Source organism: Occallatibacter sp. (assembly GCF_049582745.1).
Taxonomy (GTDB): Bacteria; Acidobacteriota; Terriglobia; order Terriglobales; family Acidobacteriaceae; genus Telmatobacter.
In genome coordinates this window covers 1-15,936 of sequence record NZ_JBAUUO010000032.1, presented here as the reverse complement: position 1 = coordinate 15,936, position 15,936 = coordinate 1, and the positions used below count along the sequence as shown (strand labels likewise).

17 protein-coding genes are annotated in these 15,936 nt (G+C 59.6%); 7 read left to right on the top strand and 10 right to left on the bottom strand.

Features of this window, described 5'->3' with window-relative positions:
* The coding region (locus tag WCA10_RS04085) for a S41 family peptidase (protein WP_472821218.1) at positions 1-1,256 on the top strand (1,256 nt) is incomplete at its 5' end.
* A gap of 76 nt (positions 1,257-1,332) precedes the next feature.
* Here WCA10_RS04085 and WCA10_RS04080 read toward each other — a convergent pair.
* From WCA10_RS04080 to WCA10_RS04065, 4 genes are all read right to left on the bottom strand, one after another.
* A complete protein-coding gene (locus tag WCA10_RS04080) occupies positions 1,333-1,881 on the bottom strand; it encodes a DUF1572 family protein (protein WP_472821217.1) in 549 nt (182 codons plus the stop codon).
* A 61-nt stretch (positions 1,882-1,942) separates the two neighbouring features.
* Entirely contained in the window at positions 1,943-2,197 is a 255-nt protein-coding gene (locus WCA10_RS04075) for a DUF2442 domain-containing protein (RefSeq protein ID WP_472821216.1), read from the bottom strand.
* Positions 2,181-2,423 carry a DUF4160 domain-containing protein gene (locus WCA10_RS04070; protein ID WP_472821215.1) on the bottom strand — a complete coding sequence of 81 codons (243 nt, stop codon included), beginning with the start codon at positions 2,421-2,423 and terminating at the stop codon, positions 2,181-2,183. Before WCA10_RS04070 ends, WCA10_RS04075 begins: the two co-directional genes overlap by 17 nt.
* A 37-nt stretch (positions 2,424-2,460) precedes the next feature.
* Positions 2,461-3,531, bottom strand: a complete 1,071-nt coding sequence (locus WCA10_RS04065; RefSeq protein ID WP_472821214.1) for an isoaspartyl peptidase/L-asparaginase family protein — start codon at positions 3,529-3,531, stop codon at positions 2,461-2,463.
* Positions 3,532-3,775: 244 nt separating this feature from the next.
* Between WCA10_RS04065 and WCA10_RS04060 the strand changes: the two genes are divergently transcribed.
* From WCA10_RS04060 to WCA10_RS04050, 3 genes are all read left to right on the top strand, one after another.
* Positions 3,776-4,840, top strand: coding sequence for a purine nucleoside permease (locus WCA10_RS04060; protein WP_472821213.1), 1,065 nt, complete (start codon positions 3,776-3,778; stop codon positions 4,838-4,840).
* Positions 4,837-5,250, top strand: a complete 414-nt coding sequence (locus tag WCA10_RS04055) for a methyltransferase family protein (protein WP_472821212.1) — start codon at positions 4,837-4,839, stop codon at positions 5,248-5,250. Before WCA10_RS04060 ends, WCA10_RS04055 begins: the two co-directional genes overlap by 4 nt.
* Before the next feature lie 73 nt (positions 5,251-5,323).
* Positions 5,324-6,052, top strand: a complete 729-nt coding sequence (locus WCA10_RS04050; protein ID WP_472821211.1) for an MIP/aquaporin family protein — start codon at positions 5,324-5,326, stop codon at positions 6,050-6,052.
* A gap of 192 nt (positions 6,053-6,244) precedes the next feature.
* On the opposite strand, the gene WCA10_RS04045 is transcribed toward WCA10_RS04050, so the two are convergent.
* Complete coding sequence (locus WCA10_RS04045) at positions 6,245-7,255, bottom strand: zinc-binding alcohol dehydrogenase family protein (protein WP_472821210.1); 1,011 nt, start codon at positions 7,253-7,255, stop codon at positions 6,245-6,247.
* A gap of 125 nt (positions 7,256-7,380) precedes the next feature.
* Between WCA10_RS04045 and WCA10_RS04040 the strand changes: the two genes are divergently transcribed.
* Positions 7,381-9,009 carry a UxaA family hydrolase gene (locus WCA10_RS04040; RefSeq protein ID WP_472821209.1) on the top strand — a complete coding sequence of 543 codons (1,629 nt, stop codon included), beginning with the start codon at positions 7,381-7,383 and terminating at the stop codon, positions 9,007-9,009.
* A 134-nt stretch (positions 9,010-9,143) separates the two neighbouring features.
* Here the strand turns inward: WCA10_RS04040 and WCA10_RS04035 are convergent, their stop codons facing one another.
* The 3 genes from WCA10_RS04035 to WCA10_RS04025 all read right to left on the bottom strand — a co-directional run bounded on the left by WCA10_RS04035 (position 9,144) and on the right by WCA10_RS04025 (position 12,574).
* On the bottom strand, positions 9,144-9,893 hold the full coding sequence (locus WCA10_RS04035; RefSeq protein ID WP_472821208.1) for a 16S rRNA (uracil(1498)-N(3))-methyltransferase: 750 nt from the start codon (positions 9,891-9,893) through the stop codon (positions 9,144-9,146).
* Between the two features lie 334 nt (positions 9,894-10,227).
* Entirely contained in the window at positions 10,228-11,091 is an 864-nt protein-coding gene (locus WCA10_RS04030; protein WP_472821207.1) for a lysostaphin resistance A-like protein, read from the bottom strand.
* A gap of 55 nt (positions 11,092-11,146) precedes the next feature.
* Positions 11,147-12,574 carry an L-serine ammonia-lyase gene (locus WCA10_RS04025; RefSeq protein WP_472821219.1) on the bottom strand — a complete coding sequence of 476 codons (1,428 nt, stop codon included), beginning with the start codon at positions 12,572-12,574 and terminating at the stop codon, positions 11,147-11,149.
* A 138-nt stretch (positions 12,575-12,712) separates the two neighbouring features.
* On the opposite strand from WCA10_RS04025, the gene WCA10_RS04020 reads away from it, so the two are divergent.
* On the top strand, positions 12,713-13,813 hold the full coding sequence (locus tag WCA10_RS04020) for a YifB family Mg chelatase-like AAA ATPase (RefSeq protein WP_472821206.1): 1,101 nt from the start codon (positions 12,713-12,715) through the stop codon (positions 13,811-13,813).
* On the opposite strand, the gene WCA10_RS04015 is transcribed toward WCA10_RS04020, so the two are convergent.
* On the bottom strand, positions 13,761-15,287 hold the full coding sequence (locus WCA10_RS04015; RefSeq protein WP_472821205.1) for a recombinase family protein: 1,527 nt from the start codon (positions 15,285-15,287) through the stop codon (positions 13,761-13,763). The genes WCA10_RS04020 and WCA10_RS04015 overlap by 53 nt on opposite strands.
* A gap of 9 nt (positions 15,288-15,296) precedes the next feature.
* The gene (locus tag WCA10_RS04010; RefSeq protein ID WP_472821204.1) at positions 15,297-15,521 is read right to left on the bottom strand and encodes a hypothetical protein; all 225 of its coding nucleotides are present in this window, start codon (positions 15,519-15,521) and stop codon (positions 15,297-15,299) included.
* Positions 15,522-15,573: 52 nt separating this feature from the next.
* Here WCA10_RS04010 and WCA10_RS04005 point away from each other — a divergent pair.
* The coding region (locus WCA10_RS04005; protein ID WP_472821203.1) for a hypothetical protein at positions 15,574-15,936 on the top strand (363 nt) is incomplete at its 3' end.

The following is a 15,936-nucleotide window of genomic DNA, read 5'->3' as shown; positions in this document are numbered from 1 at the left end:
TCATCACCCCGTACGAAGGAACGCCTTCCTTCCGCGCCGGCCTGCGTCCGGGCGACATTATCTCCGCCATCGACGGCAAATCCACTGACGGCATGACGTCGGATGTCGTGGCTAAGAACCTGAAAGGCCCCAAAGGTACTCACGTTCAGGTCTCCGTCATCCGCGAAGGCCAGTCCAAGCCGCTTACCTTTGACCTCGTTCGCGATGAGATTCCGCATCCGTCGGTCGATCTCAAATATGAGATTCGCCCCGGCATCGGATACATCCATCTCACCCAGTTCCAGGAGACCACCGCCCAGGAAGTCGACGACGCCATCGACAGCTTCCCCAACCTCAAGGGGTTGGTCTTTGATCTTCGCGGCAATCCGGGTGGCTTGCTCAGCCAGGCAGTCGAAGTATGCGATCACCTCCTCGCCAAAGGCCAGAACATTGTCTCGCAGCGTGGCCGCGCCTACCCAGATCAGAACTACACCGCCACGCACGGAAACGACGGCAAGACCTTCCCGATCGTGGTCCTCGTGAATCGAAATACGGCTTCGGCGGCTGAGATCGTCTCCGGCGCGCTGCAGGATCACGACCGCGCTCTGATCGTCGGCGAAACCACCTTCGGCAAGGGACTCGTGCAGACGGTCTACAATCTGAGCGAGAATACAGGCCTCGCACTCACCACATATCACTACTACACGCCGTCAGGCCGCCTCATTCAGCGCAACTACACCGGCGTTTCGCTCTACGACTACTACTACAACCACGCCGGCGCCACCGCCCCGGGCGCAAACAACCGTGAAGTGAAATTCACTGATTCAGGTCGAACCGTCTACGGCGGTGGCGGCATCACTCCAGATGAAAGAATCGACAGCCCGAAGGGCAACACCTTCCAGGAAGTACTCGGGCCATATGACAAGAGCGCGTTTTTCCATTTCGCCGCTCACTACCTCGCTAACCGCACCGTCGACAAAAACTTTCAGGTCGACGACGCGGTAATGAACGACTTCAAACAGTACCTCACCAGCCAGGACATTCCGTGGTCTGAAAAAGATATCAACGACAACTTGGATTGGCTGAAGATCAACATCAAGGAAAAGATCATCACCAGCCAGTTCGGACAGCTCCAGGGCCTGCGCGTCATGGCCGACTGGGACCCGACGATTCAAAAAGCACTCACCTTCCTGCCTGAAGCACAGGCTCTGGAAGACACCGCCCACAAGGTTCTCGCCGAGAAGGCCGAGGCCCGCAACGGAGCAACCGTGCAGTAAAGGCGGGATTATTCAGTCACACACAAAAGGCCATCCCTAGCGGATGGCCTTCGTGCCTTGAGCACCGCAAGCGTGCTTATCTTTGGCTCGCCTCGCCCGACGCCACCCTGCGATTGAACTCCGTCGACTTGTTGCGCGCGACACTGAGCGTCTGCCACTTGTCGCCGGCGTAGTGTTTCGCCAGAAGAATAACCTGGCCCACGTGCTGCGGATAATGCGCCAACTGCCTGTTGATCGCCTGCATCACCGAATGGGCCTCCCCGCGAATCGTTACCACGCGCCCCATATCCGGATCGGTCAGCGGTTCGATCGCTTCGAATACTCGTGCCCAGCCGTCTTCCCAATCGCGCATAAGCGCCTCGCGCGTGGCCGCCGGATCGACAAATTCGCTGTCCCGGTTGCGATTCGGCTTTTCCCCATCCGTGGTCAGAAAGTCGGTCCACCGCGACCTCATGTTGCCCGCAATGTGCTTCACGATGATTGCAATCGAATTCGACTCCTCATCGAGTGACGCAAACAATTGCGCATCCGAAACCTGCGCCATTGCCCGCTCCCCAAGCAGCTTGTACTGCTTGAAGACCGCCAGCGCATCTTCAACGTAAGAGGTGGTGAACTTCAACGCCATTTGCAACTCTATCAATGTTGACTTCATTGATCGCAAAAAAAAGAAGGCTCGTACTGATGCCTCATGCTGCGAACGACGTATTCGAGCTCTGATCGCCGAGTCCAGCAAGAAGTCCCGCTATTGAGATATCTTCGTCCATTGCGTCCCAATGCAGGCCGCGGCTGCTGATGCGTACCCGCTCAAGTTCCTGCGCGGAGCACCGCAGTAGTTTGGGGAACCACGCCAAGGGCACTCCGATCGTTCGGCCGTCACTCAGTTCGACCCACATGCTATCCGCATCGAAACGAACTCGGGTAGCGCTAACCAAAGAATTCATTCCACGCCCTCACAATCCGTTCTCTGTTCACCTCTATGATTCCCGAGAGTTCGCGAAGGGTACGGGCATCATGACCGTCATTGTAGGCCACTTGAACGATCGGATTCACCCAGAATTTCGCCTCGTTCTCATCCCTCTCGACGTGAATGTGGACCGGTTCACGTGGCGTCCCTTCATTGGAATAGAAGAAAAACCTGAATCCTCGGTCACGGAAAACGGTCGGCATAGTCTTGGAAACATTGTACGTGGCGCGGTTCGATCCCTTACGGCTCGTCCCGATAGATCCCCATCTGCACCTTGCCGCCCTCCACCAGCTTCGCGCGGAACATCCCCGGCGTATTGAAGCTCCACGCCTCTTGCCCATCAGGCGCAATTGCAATCACCCCGCCGTCGCCGTGCAGCGCTTCCAGTTCTTTGTGAATCACCTCATCGACGGCATCCTGCAGTTTCATCTTCCTGAAGTACACAAGATTGCACACCTCACGAGCCACGCCCAGGCGGATGAAGTATTCACCCGTCCCAGTTCCCGAAACCGCGCACGACTGGTTCGACGCATAAGTGCCCGCTCCGATAATCGGCGAGTCGCCAATGCGCCCCGGCATCTTGCCCTGCATTCCACCCGTCGACGTTCCCGCTGCGATATTGCCGTTCCTGTCCAGCACCACCACCCCGGTAGTGCCATGAACACCCGATCCTTCTGCCTCGTCAAGCACTGCAACCGGAATCTCCTCTCCTTCTGGCGGAACCCCCGCAGGACGCGGTGGAATGGGCAGCCCCTGCTTCTTGAGCTGCTTCACCAGCCCCTGCCAGCGGCTCTCGGTAAAAAAGTAGCTCGGCTCCTCCATCTTCAGCCCCACGCTTGCGGCAAACTCATCCGCGCCTCGCCCTGCGATCATCACGTGCGGCGACTTCTCCATGACGGCCCTCGCCGCGCTGATCGGGCTGTGCACCCTTTGTACACTGGCAACAGCTCCGGCCCTCAGGGTTGCTCCGTCCATGATGGAGGCGTCCATCTCGTTCTTTCCTTCGCGTGTGAATACCGCACCCTTCCCCGCGTTGAAGTGCGGATCCTCCTCGAAGACGTGAAGCGTAGCTTCCACCGCATCCAGCGCCGATCCGCCCTTGTCCAGGACCGCCGCACCCGCATGGATCGCGCGGTCCAAACCTTCGCGATACGCCTTGTCGCCCTCCGGCCCAAGCGCCGACCTCTCAATCACTCCCGCACCACCATGCACCACAATCGCCCAGTGATGCGACGGTTGCTGTGCGAACGCCCCTGCTCCGCTCCCCGCAACCGTTCCAATCAAAGCGCACATGCCAACCGCCATTCTCATTGCGATGACCTCCCTTGAATTCGAGCCTCATCTATCGAATCGGACTTAACGAACATGGTATAACCCGCAAGCGCCACTATCCTCGATTACTATTCACTGTCCACTGTTTCACTCTTTCACTGTTTCACTGTTTCACTTTTTCACTGTCCACTGTTTCACTGTTTCACTGTTTTACTGTTTTACTTTTTCACTTTTTCACTGTCCACTGTCCACTGTTCCCTGCTTTTGTTTACCATCGCATTCAATGATCCTCCGCATACGATATCTAACCTGCCTGCTGGCCATTATCGCTGCCGCCGTCCCGCTCGCAGACGCCAAGCCGCGCCCCATCCAGGTCAAAGTCGTCATCGTCGCCATGTTTGAGATCGGCCAGGACACCGGCGATCAACCCGGCGAACTCCAGTACTGGGTCGAGCGCGATCATCTCGATAAAATCTACCCCCTCCCCGCCGCCTACCACGCCGCCCGCATGAACTCGAACGGCGAGATGGCCATCCTCACTGGCCAGGGCACCGCGCACGCCGCAGCCACCCTCATGGCCCTCGGCCTCGATCCCCGTTTCAACTTTTCCCACGCCTACTGGCTCATCGCTGGCATCGCCGGCGGCAACCCCGATCGCATCTCGCTAGGCTCAGCCGCATGGGCGCGCTGGGTCGTCGATGGCGACCTCGGCTACGAAATCGATCCCCGCGAGATGCCGCCGGACTGGACCACCGGCTACGTTCCTCTCCGCAAGGCGCGTCCTTTCGAAGCACCCGTCGCTCCTCTCGATGGCCAGGTCTACAAGCTCAATGCCGAACTTGCCCAGCGGGCTTACGACCTCACTCGCTCGATACCTCTTGCCGACTCCGACGCTCTCAAAGAAATCCGTGCTCACTTCGACGGCGCCGCTGCCCAGCGTCCCCCATTCGTCACCCTCGGCGACGAAATATCATCTTCCACTTACTGGCACGGCAAACTCTCCGACACCTGGGCCACCGAGTGGGTCGGATACTTCACCGGCGGACAAGGTCAGTTCGCAACAACCGCGATGGAGGACACGGGCACCCTCCAGTCCCTCAAATACCTCGCGCAGGCCGGTCGCGTCGACTGGCAACGCATTCTCGTTTTGCGTACCGTCAGCAACTTCGATCAGCAACCGCGCGGCATGTCCGCTGCCGACAGCCTCGCCCATCAGCGCATCGGAACCTACAGCGCCTATCTGCCTTCTCTCGAAGCCGCCTATAAACTGGGTCACGAAGTCGTGAATGCCCTGCTCCTTCACTGGCCAGATTACCCAGCGCGTACCAACGCAGGAGGTCTGCATTGAAACTGAATCTCGCCACCCTCGCCATCATTCTCGTCGGCGCCGTTCTGTTCATCCTCAATGCATCCGGCATGCCATGGACAACGACCCGCATCATCGGTTTGTCCACCGCTGCCCCAGCTCTTCTGCTGCTCATTGTTGCTCGCCTTCAGCTTGGGGGCGCCTTCAGTGTCGAGGCAAAAGCTACTAACCTCGTTACTACCGGACTCTACGCGCGCATACGGAACCCCATCTACGTCTTCGGAGCCGTCTTCATCGCGGGCCTCATCATCTGGACCGGCATACCCTGGCTCTTGCTCATCTTCGTCATTCTCATCCCCATGCAAATCCTGCGGAGCCGGAAAGAAGCCAGGGTCCTCGAAGAAAAATTCGGGCCGGCCTACGTCGCCTGGAAACAAAAAACCTGGTTCTGATTCCTTGCCTTTCGCCTTGCCCGTTTCTCGCCTCATCTGCGAAACTCATTCCGCTCCCTTAAAGAAGGGCATTATGCACTCGGTCTGGTTCGGCGAATTCATGGGCACCCTCGTTCTCATCCTCCTCGGCAACGGAGTCAATGCCGGCGTCACCCTTCGCAAGTCCTACGCGGCAGACGCAGGCTGGATGGTCATCACCACCGGCTGGGCCCTCGCCGTGCTTTGCGGAGTGCTGACTGCGCAGGCCTTCGGCAGCCCCGGCGCCAACCTCAACCCCGCTATCACGCTCTCCGCCGCCATCTCCAGCGGCATCTACTCCCAGTTGCTCTCGCTCTGGTCTGCACAGATGCTGGGAGCTATCTGTGGTGCGTGCTTAATGGCTTTGCACTACGCAGCCCACTGGTCGATCACGCCCGACCCAGCGGCAAAGCTCGGCGTCTTCTGTACCAACGGCGCAGTCCGTCATCCCATGTTCAATTTCGTAGGTGAAGTCATCGGCACCATGGTGCTCGTCATCGTTGCCGGCGCTATCTTCTCCCACGGCGTCTCTGACAATGGGCCTCCAGCCGGTGTAGGACAATGGCTCGTTGGCAGCCTCGTCTGGGGCATCGGCCTGTCGCTCGGCGGCACCACCGGTTACGCCATCAATCCTGCTCGCGATCTCGGTCCGCGCCTCGCGCATGCCTTTCTGCCCATACCCGGCAAGGGCGGTTCCAACTGGACCTATGCAGCCATCCCTGTCCTTGGACCGCTCACCGGCGGCGCGCTCGCAGGCCTGCTCCTCCACTTGGCAAAGCTATAGGCCGACACAACGGCTCTTTCCCTGATCCTGAATCACAACAAAGATCATCGGTGTCATTCCGAGTGAAAGGGGCCCCGAACGTACCAGGGGCCCTAAAGAGCGGTCAGCTCTTTGGGGTAGGTTCGGGGGTGGTAAGCGAAGAATCTGCTTCCTGCACTTCCCACTCATGCCACTGACTTCTGGAACACCACACTAGCTCACCTCGATCATGATCTTGGTAAACCGCGCCGGCTCCCGACTCCACTCTTCCAGAATCTTCGGAGTCTCTTCGAACGCCACCATGTGCGTCACCGCAGCCTCCACCGGAAAGCGTTTCGCTTCGAGCATCCCGATCACCGCGCGAAAATCTTCCGACACCGCATTGCGCGAACCCAGAATGTCGAGTTCCTTGTGCACGAAAGGCCGAGTCTCGTAGGAAACCTCCTCCTTTGCCCACCCGATGTACACCACGCGACCCGCATACGCCACCTCTTCCACCGCCGCGCGATAGGTTGCCGGCGATCCAATCGCCTCAATCACCACATCGGGTCCGCGCCCGTCCGTCTTCTCCATCAGTTGAGCATGCACATCGCCTGTCTTCGAATTGATGGCCTCGACTGCGCCTGCCTTCCGCGCTGTCTCCAGTTTCGCGTCGTCCACATCCACGCCGATCACCCGTGCGCCTCGAAACGCCGCGCCGGCCACCACGCCCAATCCCACGCCGCCGCAACCAAACACCGCCACCGTATCCTCAGCCGTCACGCGCCCGCGCCCCACCGCATGAAAGCCGACCGTGAGTGGCTCCACCAGGCACAACTCCTTCAGCGAGAGATTCGCTCGATACAGCTTCGACGCGCGCACCGCAATCCGCTCCGTCAGCGCTCCGTCGCACTGCACGCCAAGTGTCTGGTTGTCGCGGCACGCATTCGGCCTTCCGCGATCACAAGCCGCGCATCGTCCGCATGCCGCATAAGGCGATAACGTCACCGGCGTGCCCGGAGCCCACTCCTTGTGCGAACCTGGATCCATCACAGTAGCCGCAATCTCGTGTCCCGGAATGCGCGGATAACTCACCAGCGGATTTTTGCCCCGATACGAATTCAAATCGCTTCCGCACAGCCCAATCCTCCGCACCTGCAGCAGGACCTCGTCTTCCTTAACCCGCGGCTCATCAACGTCTCTCACCGCCGCGCGCCCCGGCTCTTCCAGCACAATCGCCTTCATTCCAATCCTCTCGTCGCATTTCCTGCGAACCCTTGATGATAGCCGAATAGCATCCATCGACTAGACCGCAAGCGCTATCCTTGGCAAAGACAGATTGTCGGCAACCCCATCAAGGAACCAACCCCATGCCCGATACCGCCCTTCAAATCGATCCCCGCGATAACGTCCTTGTCGCCCTGGTTCCACTTGCGGCCGGAACCACAGTCCCCTTCGGTTTCGCTTCCTGTCCCGTCGCCGAAGACATTCCTCCCAAGCACAAACTCGCGCTCATCGACTTCAAGCCGGGCGACCTCGTCCTCATGTACGGCATGGTCGTCGGCGAAGCGACACGACCCATCCCGCGCGGAGGCCTTCTCTCCACGCTCAACGTCCGCCACCGCACCGGCGGATACACCGCGGAGCGCCATCCTGTTTCATTCGCGTTGCCCGACGCCTCTTCCTGGTCCGGTCGCACCTTCATGGGCTACCACCGCGCCAACGGTCAGGTGGGTACGCGCAACTACTGGCTCGTCCTCCCGCTCGTTTTCTGCGAAAACCGCAACGTCGACCGCATGCGCGAAGCTCTCGAAGAAGAGTTGGGTTATGGCAGCTCGCATATCAGCTATCGCCCCCTCGTCCGCCAGTTGGTCTCACAGCAGGCGCCAGGCAATGGCATCGCACACGAATCTCTCTCGCAAACTGGCCGCATCTTCCCCAATGTCGACGGCGTCCGCTTCCTCACCCATCAAGGCGGCTGCGGAGGCACACGCCAGGACGCGCAGGCGCTCTGCGGCTTGCTTGCCGGCTACATTCATCATCCCAACGTCGCCGGCGCCACTGTGCTCAGCCTCGGCTGCCAGAACGCGCAATCAAGCATGCTGATGGATGAACTCCGCGCCCGCGATCCCAAGCTTACGAAACCTGTCCTCTTCTTCGATCAGCAGCGCTCCGGTCGCGAGACTGTTCTCATGACCGGCGCTCTCGAGCAAACATTTGCCGGTCTCGTCGAAGCCAATCGCGCCACCCGTGCTCCGGCCCCGCTCTCCGCGCTCACCATCGGACTCAAGTGCGGAGGATCCGATGGCTTCAGCGGCATCTCCGCCAATCCCACGCTCGGCTACATCTCCGATCTGCTCGGCGAACTCGGCGGCAAGTCCATCCTCAGCGAATTCCCCGAGCTTCACGGCGTCGAGCAGGAACTCATCGACCGCTGCGCCACCGATGAGATCGCCCAGCACTTCTTTGACCTCTTGCAGGCCTACTCCGCGCGCGCCAAAGCCGTGCATTCCGGCTTCGAAATGAATCCATCGCCGGGCAACATTGAAGATGGCCTCATCACCGATGCCATCAAGTCCGCCGGTGCCGCACGCAAGGGCGGCATCGCTCCCGTGCGTGACGTGCTCGACTTCCCGCAATATGCCACGACGCCGGGCCTCACCCTGCTCTGCACCCCGGGCAACGATGTCGAGTGTGTGACTGCGCAAGCAGGAGCCGGTGCAAATCTCGTCCTCTTTACCACCGGCCTCGGCACACCCACGGGCAACCCGGTTGCTCCGGTCCTCAAGATCTCCACCAACTCGCAACTCGCTGCCCGCATGGGCGACATCATCGACTTCGACGCAGGCGGCATCGTCACCGGCGAATCGACAATTCCCCAATGCGCCAATCAACTCCTCGATTTGTGCGTCGATGTCGCCAGCGGCAATCGTCACACCAAGGCCGAAGAGTTCGGCCAGAACGACTTCATCCCCTGGAAACGCGGCGTCTCTCTCTAGCCCAATTTCAGGATGCCGAGCCGCCAAACAGCTTCGTCATCCCGAGCGAACGCAGTAAAAAAGCTCCGTCATCCTGAGCGAACTAGAGCGCAGCGAAGTGAGTCGAAGGACCTGCTTTTCAATCGATGCGACCACTACTCCAACATCGAAGACACCACCGCCAGCGCCGCGATCGCCGCCGTCTCCGCGCGCAGTATCCGGGTCCCCAGCGACACAGCCTGCCATCCATTCGCATCAAACAGCGCCTCTTCCTCGGGAGCCCATCCACCCTCCGGCCCGATGGCGAGTTCCAGATCCGGCATCTCTGTTCCAGCCGCTGCAATCGCCTCCGCGAGAGTTCCGCGCAGAGTTGTCGAACGCTCCTGCTCCGCCAGCACAATGCGCTTCGAACTGGAGGTTGCCCTTACTCGCTCCGACAGTTTCACTGGATCGTGAATCACCGGCACATCCGACCGCCTCGACTGCTGCGCCGCTTCGTGCGCGATGCGTCTCCATCGTTCCACCCGCTTCATCGCAGCCAGTGCGAGATGCTTCTCCGTGCGTCGCGCGATCACCGGTGCGATCGTAGCGACTCCCAGTTCCGTCGCCTTTTCGATCGCCCACTCCATGTGGTCGAACTTGAAAATGGACATTACCAGCGTAACGGGCATGGCGGGGTCAGACTCGACCTCGGCGACCAGATTGAACCTCACTTCCGCCCTGCCGCCCGGTCCGCCATCCGAGATTGAAGCAACCTCCGCGTGAAAAACGCGACCTCCCGCAACCACGTCTGCTTGCCCTCCGACCTGAGCTCTCAGCACGCGCACCATGTGCTCCGCTTGCGCTCCCTTCAGCGTCGCGGTTGCTTCATCCCAATCATCGGCAATCCATCTGCGTCGCGTCATCGCCTGTATTCATGCACCTTTCCGCTTATGCGCACAAACACTTCGGGGGACGCTGTTGCGTCCCCCGAGGTGTTGCCTTTTTGGTTGGATGACCCGTTACTTCTTCTTCGCGGTTTTCTTCGCGGCTTTCTTCGCGGGTGCTTTCTTGGCTGCTTTCTTAGTTGCCATTTGCCTATTCTCCCTTTTCGATGGTTTGCATCGAGTTCTGCAACATTTGTTGCAGTTGAGGAATGTATAGATTCATGCGTCGTAAGTGTCAAGAAAAAAACGACGATGAGGTGGAAAAAGTGGCAACAATTTTTCCCGACCGCGCTCTCCCTCTCCTCGTCCCCGATCACAAAAGATGACGCGCGTGGAGGAATGCCACCATCAATCCCGCGATTGCATCGTGCCAGCTGTGAGCAAATATTCCCGCGCGCAAGTTTCTTCTGAACACTGCGAGCAGACTGAAAAACGCACCGAATACCGCTAGAAGAAACATCGCTCGCGCCCCTTCATACCCGTGCGCAGCACCAAACATCAGCGCCGAGAAGACCACACCTCCAGCCGCTGCGCCGCGAGTCCACGCAGTGAACTGCTGCTGCAGATATCCGCGAAACACAAGCTCTTCCGCGATACCCACCAGCACACATAGCAACAGCCAGCTCACCATCTCTTTGCCGTTGCTCGGCGCCAGTTGCACCACTGCGCGCGCTGCCTGGTCCTCCGGCAATCTCGGTACAGAGGTCTTTCCGCTCTGTCCCGTTTCGATTGGGATGGGCTTGTGCGTGATCGCTGCCTCAATGCTGATCCACATCAGCGCAAGCGTCGCCAGCGCCATCAGCGAGCCCATCCAGAACAGGATAGCGATCCCTGCATCAATGGCAATCGAGCGGAAACTGTTCGATACCTTGCCGAAGAGCGAGCCAAGCGGAACCCTTCTGAGACGTACCCCAAAGGCGACCCAGCCGATCAGCACAACTTCGAGTCCGGCGGTCAGGGCGTAGGTGTGCATGCGATTCGCAGCTCCCACACCACGCCCACCAGGATGCCGGTAACCACCTGAGAGCGAAACGGCGAGTATCCCCAGAATCAGCACCACCGTGTGCCACGCCGGAGCAATCGACGTCGCCTTCGGTGCGGCAGGCTCGCCGTTGGATGCGGCAAAGATTTGCGCCTCTCCCTCCGATTGTCCGTGGGGTTCGTTGAATGGTTCCATTGTGATGGATATTAGACGACCACGCAGTCTCCGAACAAAGACGAACGCCTGCGGCTCAGCACTCGATCACATTCAGCGCAAGCCCCGCGAGACTCGTCTCCTTGTAGCGCGACTGCATATCGAGCCCCGTCTGATACATCGTCTTGATCACCTGGTCCAACGACACCTTGTGCTCTTCTGAGTCGCTCTGCGCGATCCGCGACGCATGCACCGCCTTCACCGCGCCCATCGCATTCCGCTCGATACACGGAATCTGCACCAGTCCGCCAATCGGATCGCAGGTCATCCCCAGGTTGTGCTCCATTGCGATTTCCGCCGCATGCTCCACCTGCCCATTGGTGCCGCCCATCGCCGCAATCAGCCCGCCGGCCGCCATTGAGCACGCCACGCCTACCTCGCCCTGGCATCCAACCTCCGCTCCGCTGATCGACGCATTCTCCTTGTAAAGAATTCCGATCGCCGCCGAGGTCAGAAAGAAGCGCATCATCCCATCGTGATTGGCTCCAGTCACGAAGCGCTCGTAAAACCGTGCCACCGCCGGCACCACGCCCGCTGCTCCGTTGGTCGGCGCCGTCACCACGCGGCCGCCTGCCGCATTCTCCTCGTTCACCGCCATCGCGTACACCGTCACCCAGTCCAACGGCGCCAGCGGATCGCTCGCCTGGCCGGTCGCTTCCTTCTCCTTCAGCCGCGCCGCGAGCCTATGCGCTCTGCGGCGCACATTCAACCCTCCCGGCAAAATTCCTTCCGTCGCAATCCCGCGCTCGATGCATCCCTTCATCGTCTCCCAGATTGCATCGATCCCCGCGCGAACGTGAGCCGCAAGCACTTCATCGCTCGCGTTCGAATCTTGCGCACGCATACGCGCGCACTCGTTCGCCATCATCACTTCGTCAATCGATAACCCCTGCGTATGCGCCATCTCCAGCAGGTCCGCCGCGCTGTGAAAGGGATACGGCAGACAAACCACTGCCTCGTTCGTTCCAACTGCCTCAGCGCCGTCCTCCACAATGAACCCTCCGCCAATAGAAAAGTAGGTGCGCTCCGTGATCGATGTTCCCGAATCGTCATAGGCTGTAAGCCGCAAACCGTTCGGATGCTGCGTGCGCGATCCCGGCGGAAACATCGTCCCGCGCTCGAACCGCAGATCGCGCGCCTCATCGAAACCGACGGCTCGCTTTCCCGCAAGCGCGAGTTTCCTGGTCGCGCGGATCTCCGCCACCGTTGCCTCAATCACCCCGGGATCAATCGTCGCAGGTTCATTCCCCGACAAACCCAGCAGCACGGCACGATCCGTACCATGACCCATGCCGGTCAGCGCAAGTGAACCGTAGAGTCTCACCTCGACGCGATTCACGCGTCCCACCTCGCCCTTCCGCTCGAGTTCTCGAGCAAAGCGGCACGCGGCACGCATCGGCCCCATCGTGTGCGAACTCGAAGGACCAACGCCAAGCTTGTATAGATCGAAAAGACTCGTCGTCACGCAGAAGATTGTAGGCCAGTCGTCATCGAAGCGGGAACCGCATACTGAAAACAATCAGGTTGATCCTGCAAACCACTGTTCATCGGTCACTGACGACTGCTCCCTGCCCTCTGATACACTCCAGCCGAAATTAACTCCATGCTATTTAAAGCCCTGAGTGCAGCTGTATATGGAATCGACGCTAATTTAATTGACGTAGAAGTTGATTACAGTGGCGTGGTCACCGAAAAAGACATCCTCCACACCGTCGGCCTGCCCGATGCGGCGGTTCGCGAGAGCCGCGATCGTGTGCGCGCCGCCATCAAGAACTCCGGCTATTCCATTCCGCCCACCCAGATCACCATCAATCTCGCTCCCGCCGACTTAAAAAAAGAAGGTTCGGGTTTCGACCTGCCCATCGCCCTCGGAATCCTCGGAGCCTACGGCGCCCTGCGCATCGATAACGTCGAACAGTTCTTGATGGTTGGTGAACTCGGACTCGACGGCAGCGTTCGCCCCATCCCCGGCATGTTGCCCGTCGCTATTCTCGCCCGCGAGAAGAAAATTCCCAATCTCATCCTCCCAGCCGCCAACGCTGCTGAAGCAGCCGTCGTTGAAGGCGTCAACGTTTATCCCGTCGCTTCGCTTCTCGACGTCATCGATCTGCTCAACTCCACCATCCTCGGCCAGGTGCAGCGCGAACCCTTTCGCGTTAAGACTGAAGACCTCCTTGGCGAGCTGCAGCTTTTTTCCGTCGACTTCAAAGACGTTCGCGGTCAGCAAACCGCCAAGCGTGCCCTCGAAGTCTCTGCCGCAGGCAGCCATAACATCCTCATGATCGGCCCCCCCGGCTCCGGTAAGACGATGCTCGCCAAGCGTCTGCCGTCAATCCTCGCGCCGCTCTCCTTTGAAGAAGCCCTCGAGACCACCAAGATCCACTCCGTCGCCGGAGTCCTCGACTCCGCCGCCGGACTCGTCACGCAGCGCCCCTTCCGTTCTCCCCACCACACCATCTCCGATGCCGGGCTCATCGGTGGCGGCATCATTCCGCGTCCCGGCGAAGTCTCCCTCGCGCACAATGGGCTGCTCTTCCTCGATGAATTACCCGAGTTTCCCCGCAATGTCCTCGAAGTCATGCGCCAGCCGCTCGAAGACCACACCGTGACCATCGCACGCGCCTCCATGTCGCTCACCTTCCCGGCGCGCTTCATGCTCGCGGCTGCCATGAATCCCTGCCCGAGCGGGTATTCTCATTGCTGACAAGAGCAAGGTTGAGCCCCAGGGACTCAACTTTATAGTCAGCTACCCTGATATCGGGTACCAGGGTCAAGAGAACCTGCCGTTTTTGGTCCCTTGTCCAGCTTTCCCACTCACCAAGAGGAGCAAGAGCCTCGATGAGCTTGCCGGCGTCCAAAGGCGCACTCACTGACGTGCGGTTCACCGCGTCCTCGGCTAGCCGAATCCTCTCGTCAACCGCCCTAAGACGCCTGTCCCGCTCAGGAGCGTCAAGTATGTCCTCAATGAAACTATCAATGACCCGCTCGCGCTTGCGGCGAAGTCCGGCTATTTCAGCGGTCAGCCTCACCACCTCGGTCTCTGTCCTCATTCCGTCCGTGCGCTCAACCATTTGGTCCAGGCATGCCTCAAGAAAGGGAAGACTGGTCAGCCGTTCGGCAAAAAGATTGTCCAGCATTCCTTCTAGTTTCTCCCGGCCCATGTACTTCGAGTCGCAGGCATGGTCCACACGCCGCCCTTTGCAGGCGTAGTAGTCGCGCCGCGCCAAGGCGGTGTGAACGACCTCCCCGCAGGCGGAGCAGGTCAGGAACCCGTTGTAGGTAAAGCGGTGGTCGTAATCGGTTCGGCTGCGCCAATGCCTCTGCTGCTTCCGATCCATGATCCGCTGCACGGTCTCGAACTCCTGCTGCGTGATCATGGGCTTCTCAATGACTCGGACCCGGATCACGTCTTCGGGCGCACGGAGCATCTTCCGGCGGTCTGCCTGCCTCCCATTGGCGCGAGCGTATTTCCCGGCACCAGATGGGTCCCGTTTCTTGTCGATGACGCGCCAGCCCATCCAAATGGGGTTCCGCATGATCGTGTGCATCCCGCGGGGTGTGACACCCACCATCTTCGCGAGCTGCGCGTAGCTCTGGTTCCCTGCCAGAAACTGACTGAATGCCTCTCGCACTAGCTCTGCCTTCGGTTCGTAATAGAAGCCTCTGCCCTCGTCGTAACCGATCCCGAACGGGAGCACGGCCGAGCTCTGCGCCAGTTTCCCCTGCCGCCTCTTTTCCTCTTTGGCGCTCATGACGCGCTCGAGGATCTCAGTCCTCTCCATTCCAGCGATTGCCGCGCGAATGGTGCCCATGAGACGGCCAGTCTTGCTATTGAGGTCAATTGGGCCCTCGGGCAAGTAAAGAATCGTCTTGGAGTCAGAGAATGCCTGGAGCAGCGCGTAATCGGTGAAGTTTTCGGGACGCATCAGGCGACTAAATTCCCGAGCCACTACACCGTCTATATCCGGAGACTGCATCAAGCGCATCAATTCCTGGATTTCCGGCGCTAGGAGTACGGATGCTCCCGATACATCCGCAAGCTCGATCGACCCGACGATTTCCAGCCCGTACAGCTGGCAGGTTCGCCGATTTACGGTTCGCTGTGCTGGAATCGAGGCCCTGTCCAGGGCCGCCTGTTGTTCCGTACTGACCCGGATCAGCTCAATTACCTTTTTCATGACTCCCCTTCACGCCGGCAATCCGCAAAGCTGACGAGCGAAGCCGAGGGCATCGGTGTCGTGGCCAGAGACAAGTGCCGAACGCAACAGTTCTAACTGTGCCCTCCGCTGCTTACCCACTTCGAGAATCGCGTCCACCACGCCGGCGAAGGACACTGAAGATAAGGCTTCGGTGGTTGGAATTGTAAGCCCATCTGAGACCGCGCCGCCCCCCGCCTGCGTGTCGGTGCTCACTTCCCCAGTCGTAGCCGCGGAATGATGATCTTTGTTCGAGTCCCTGGAAAGCTTGGCGCGCAGATGGCGCGGGGGGGCAAACCCGGGTCTTGTTCTCGAGCCAGAACGATTCGTCCCACGAAACTGTCTGCTTTGCCTGTGGCCTGACGCCTCGGCCGATTGCATCTGCCGTTGTTTCAATGTCTCCTCCGACGAGGCAGCCGACTATGCCGGCCGCTGGAGCGGAGGGAAACCCCTCCGCTTTTTCGTCGCTCGGGAAGAATTCACAACTTGCATTCTTACTCCATTTCACTCTGCGCTGCGTAGATTCCCGCTCTTTGCCATCCAGACGCCTATTGGCCGTCTGCGGATCGATGATGACCAGCAGGAGAAGGAAGACGACGATGGGCACCACGTAAAACGCCCCGAAAACCCA

Excerpts from the sequence above, each read along its gene's own strand:
- WCA10_RS04080 (WP_472821217.1), bottom strand. The coding sequence starts at position 1,881 with ATGGCGTTGAAGTTCACCACCTCTTACGTTGAAGATGCGCTGGCGGTC.
- WCA10_RS04075 (WP_472821216.1), bottom strand. The coding sequence starts at position 2,197 with ATGAATTCTTTGGTTAGCGCTACCCGAGTTCGTTTCGATGCGGATAGC.
- WCA10_RS04070 (WP_472821215.1), bottom strand. The coding sequence starts at position 2,423 with ATGCCGACCGTTTTCCGTGACCGAGGATTCAGGTTTTTCTTCTATTCC.
- WCA10_RS04065 (WP_472821214.1), bottom strand. The coding sequence starts at position 3,531 with ATGAGAATGGCGGTTGGCATGTGCGCTTTGATTGGAACGGTTGCGGGG.
- WCA10_RS04060 (WP_472821213.1), top strand. The coding sequence starts at position 3,776 with ATGATCCTCCGCATACGATATCTAACCTGCCTGCTGGCCATTATCGCT.
- WCA10_RS04050 (WP_472821211.1), top strand. The coding sequence starts at position 5,324 with ATGCACTCGGTCTGGTTCGGCGAATTCATGGGCACCCTCGTTCTCATC.
- WCA10_RS04045 (WP_472821210.1), bottom strand. The coding sequence starts at position 7,255 with ATGAAGGCGATTGTGCTGGAAGAGCCGGGGCGCGCGGCGGTGAGAGAC.
- WCA10_RS04040 (WP_472821209.1), top strand. The coding sequence starts at position 7,381 with ATGCCCGATACCGCCCTTCAAATCGATCCCCGCGATAACGTCCTTGTC.
- WCA10_RS04035 (WP_472821208.1), bottom strand. The coding sequence starts at position 9,893 with ATGACGCGACGCAGATGGATTGCCGATGATTGGGATGAAGCAACCGCG.
- WCA10_RS04030 (WP_472821207.1), bottom strand. The coding sequence starts at position 11,091 with ATGGAACCATTCAACGAACCCCACGGACAATCGGAGGGAGAGGCGCAA.
- WCA10_RS04020 (WP_472821206.1), top strand. The coding sequence starts at position 12,713 with ATGCTATTTAAAGCCCTGAGTGCAGCTGTATATGGAATCGACGCTAAT.
- WCA10_RS04015 (WP_472821205.1), bottom strand. The coding sequence starts at position 15,287 with ATGAAAAAGGTAATTGAGCTGATCCGGGTCAGTACGGAACAACAGGCG.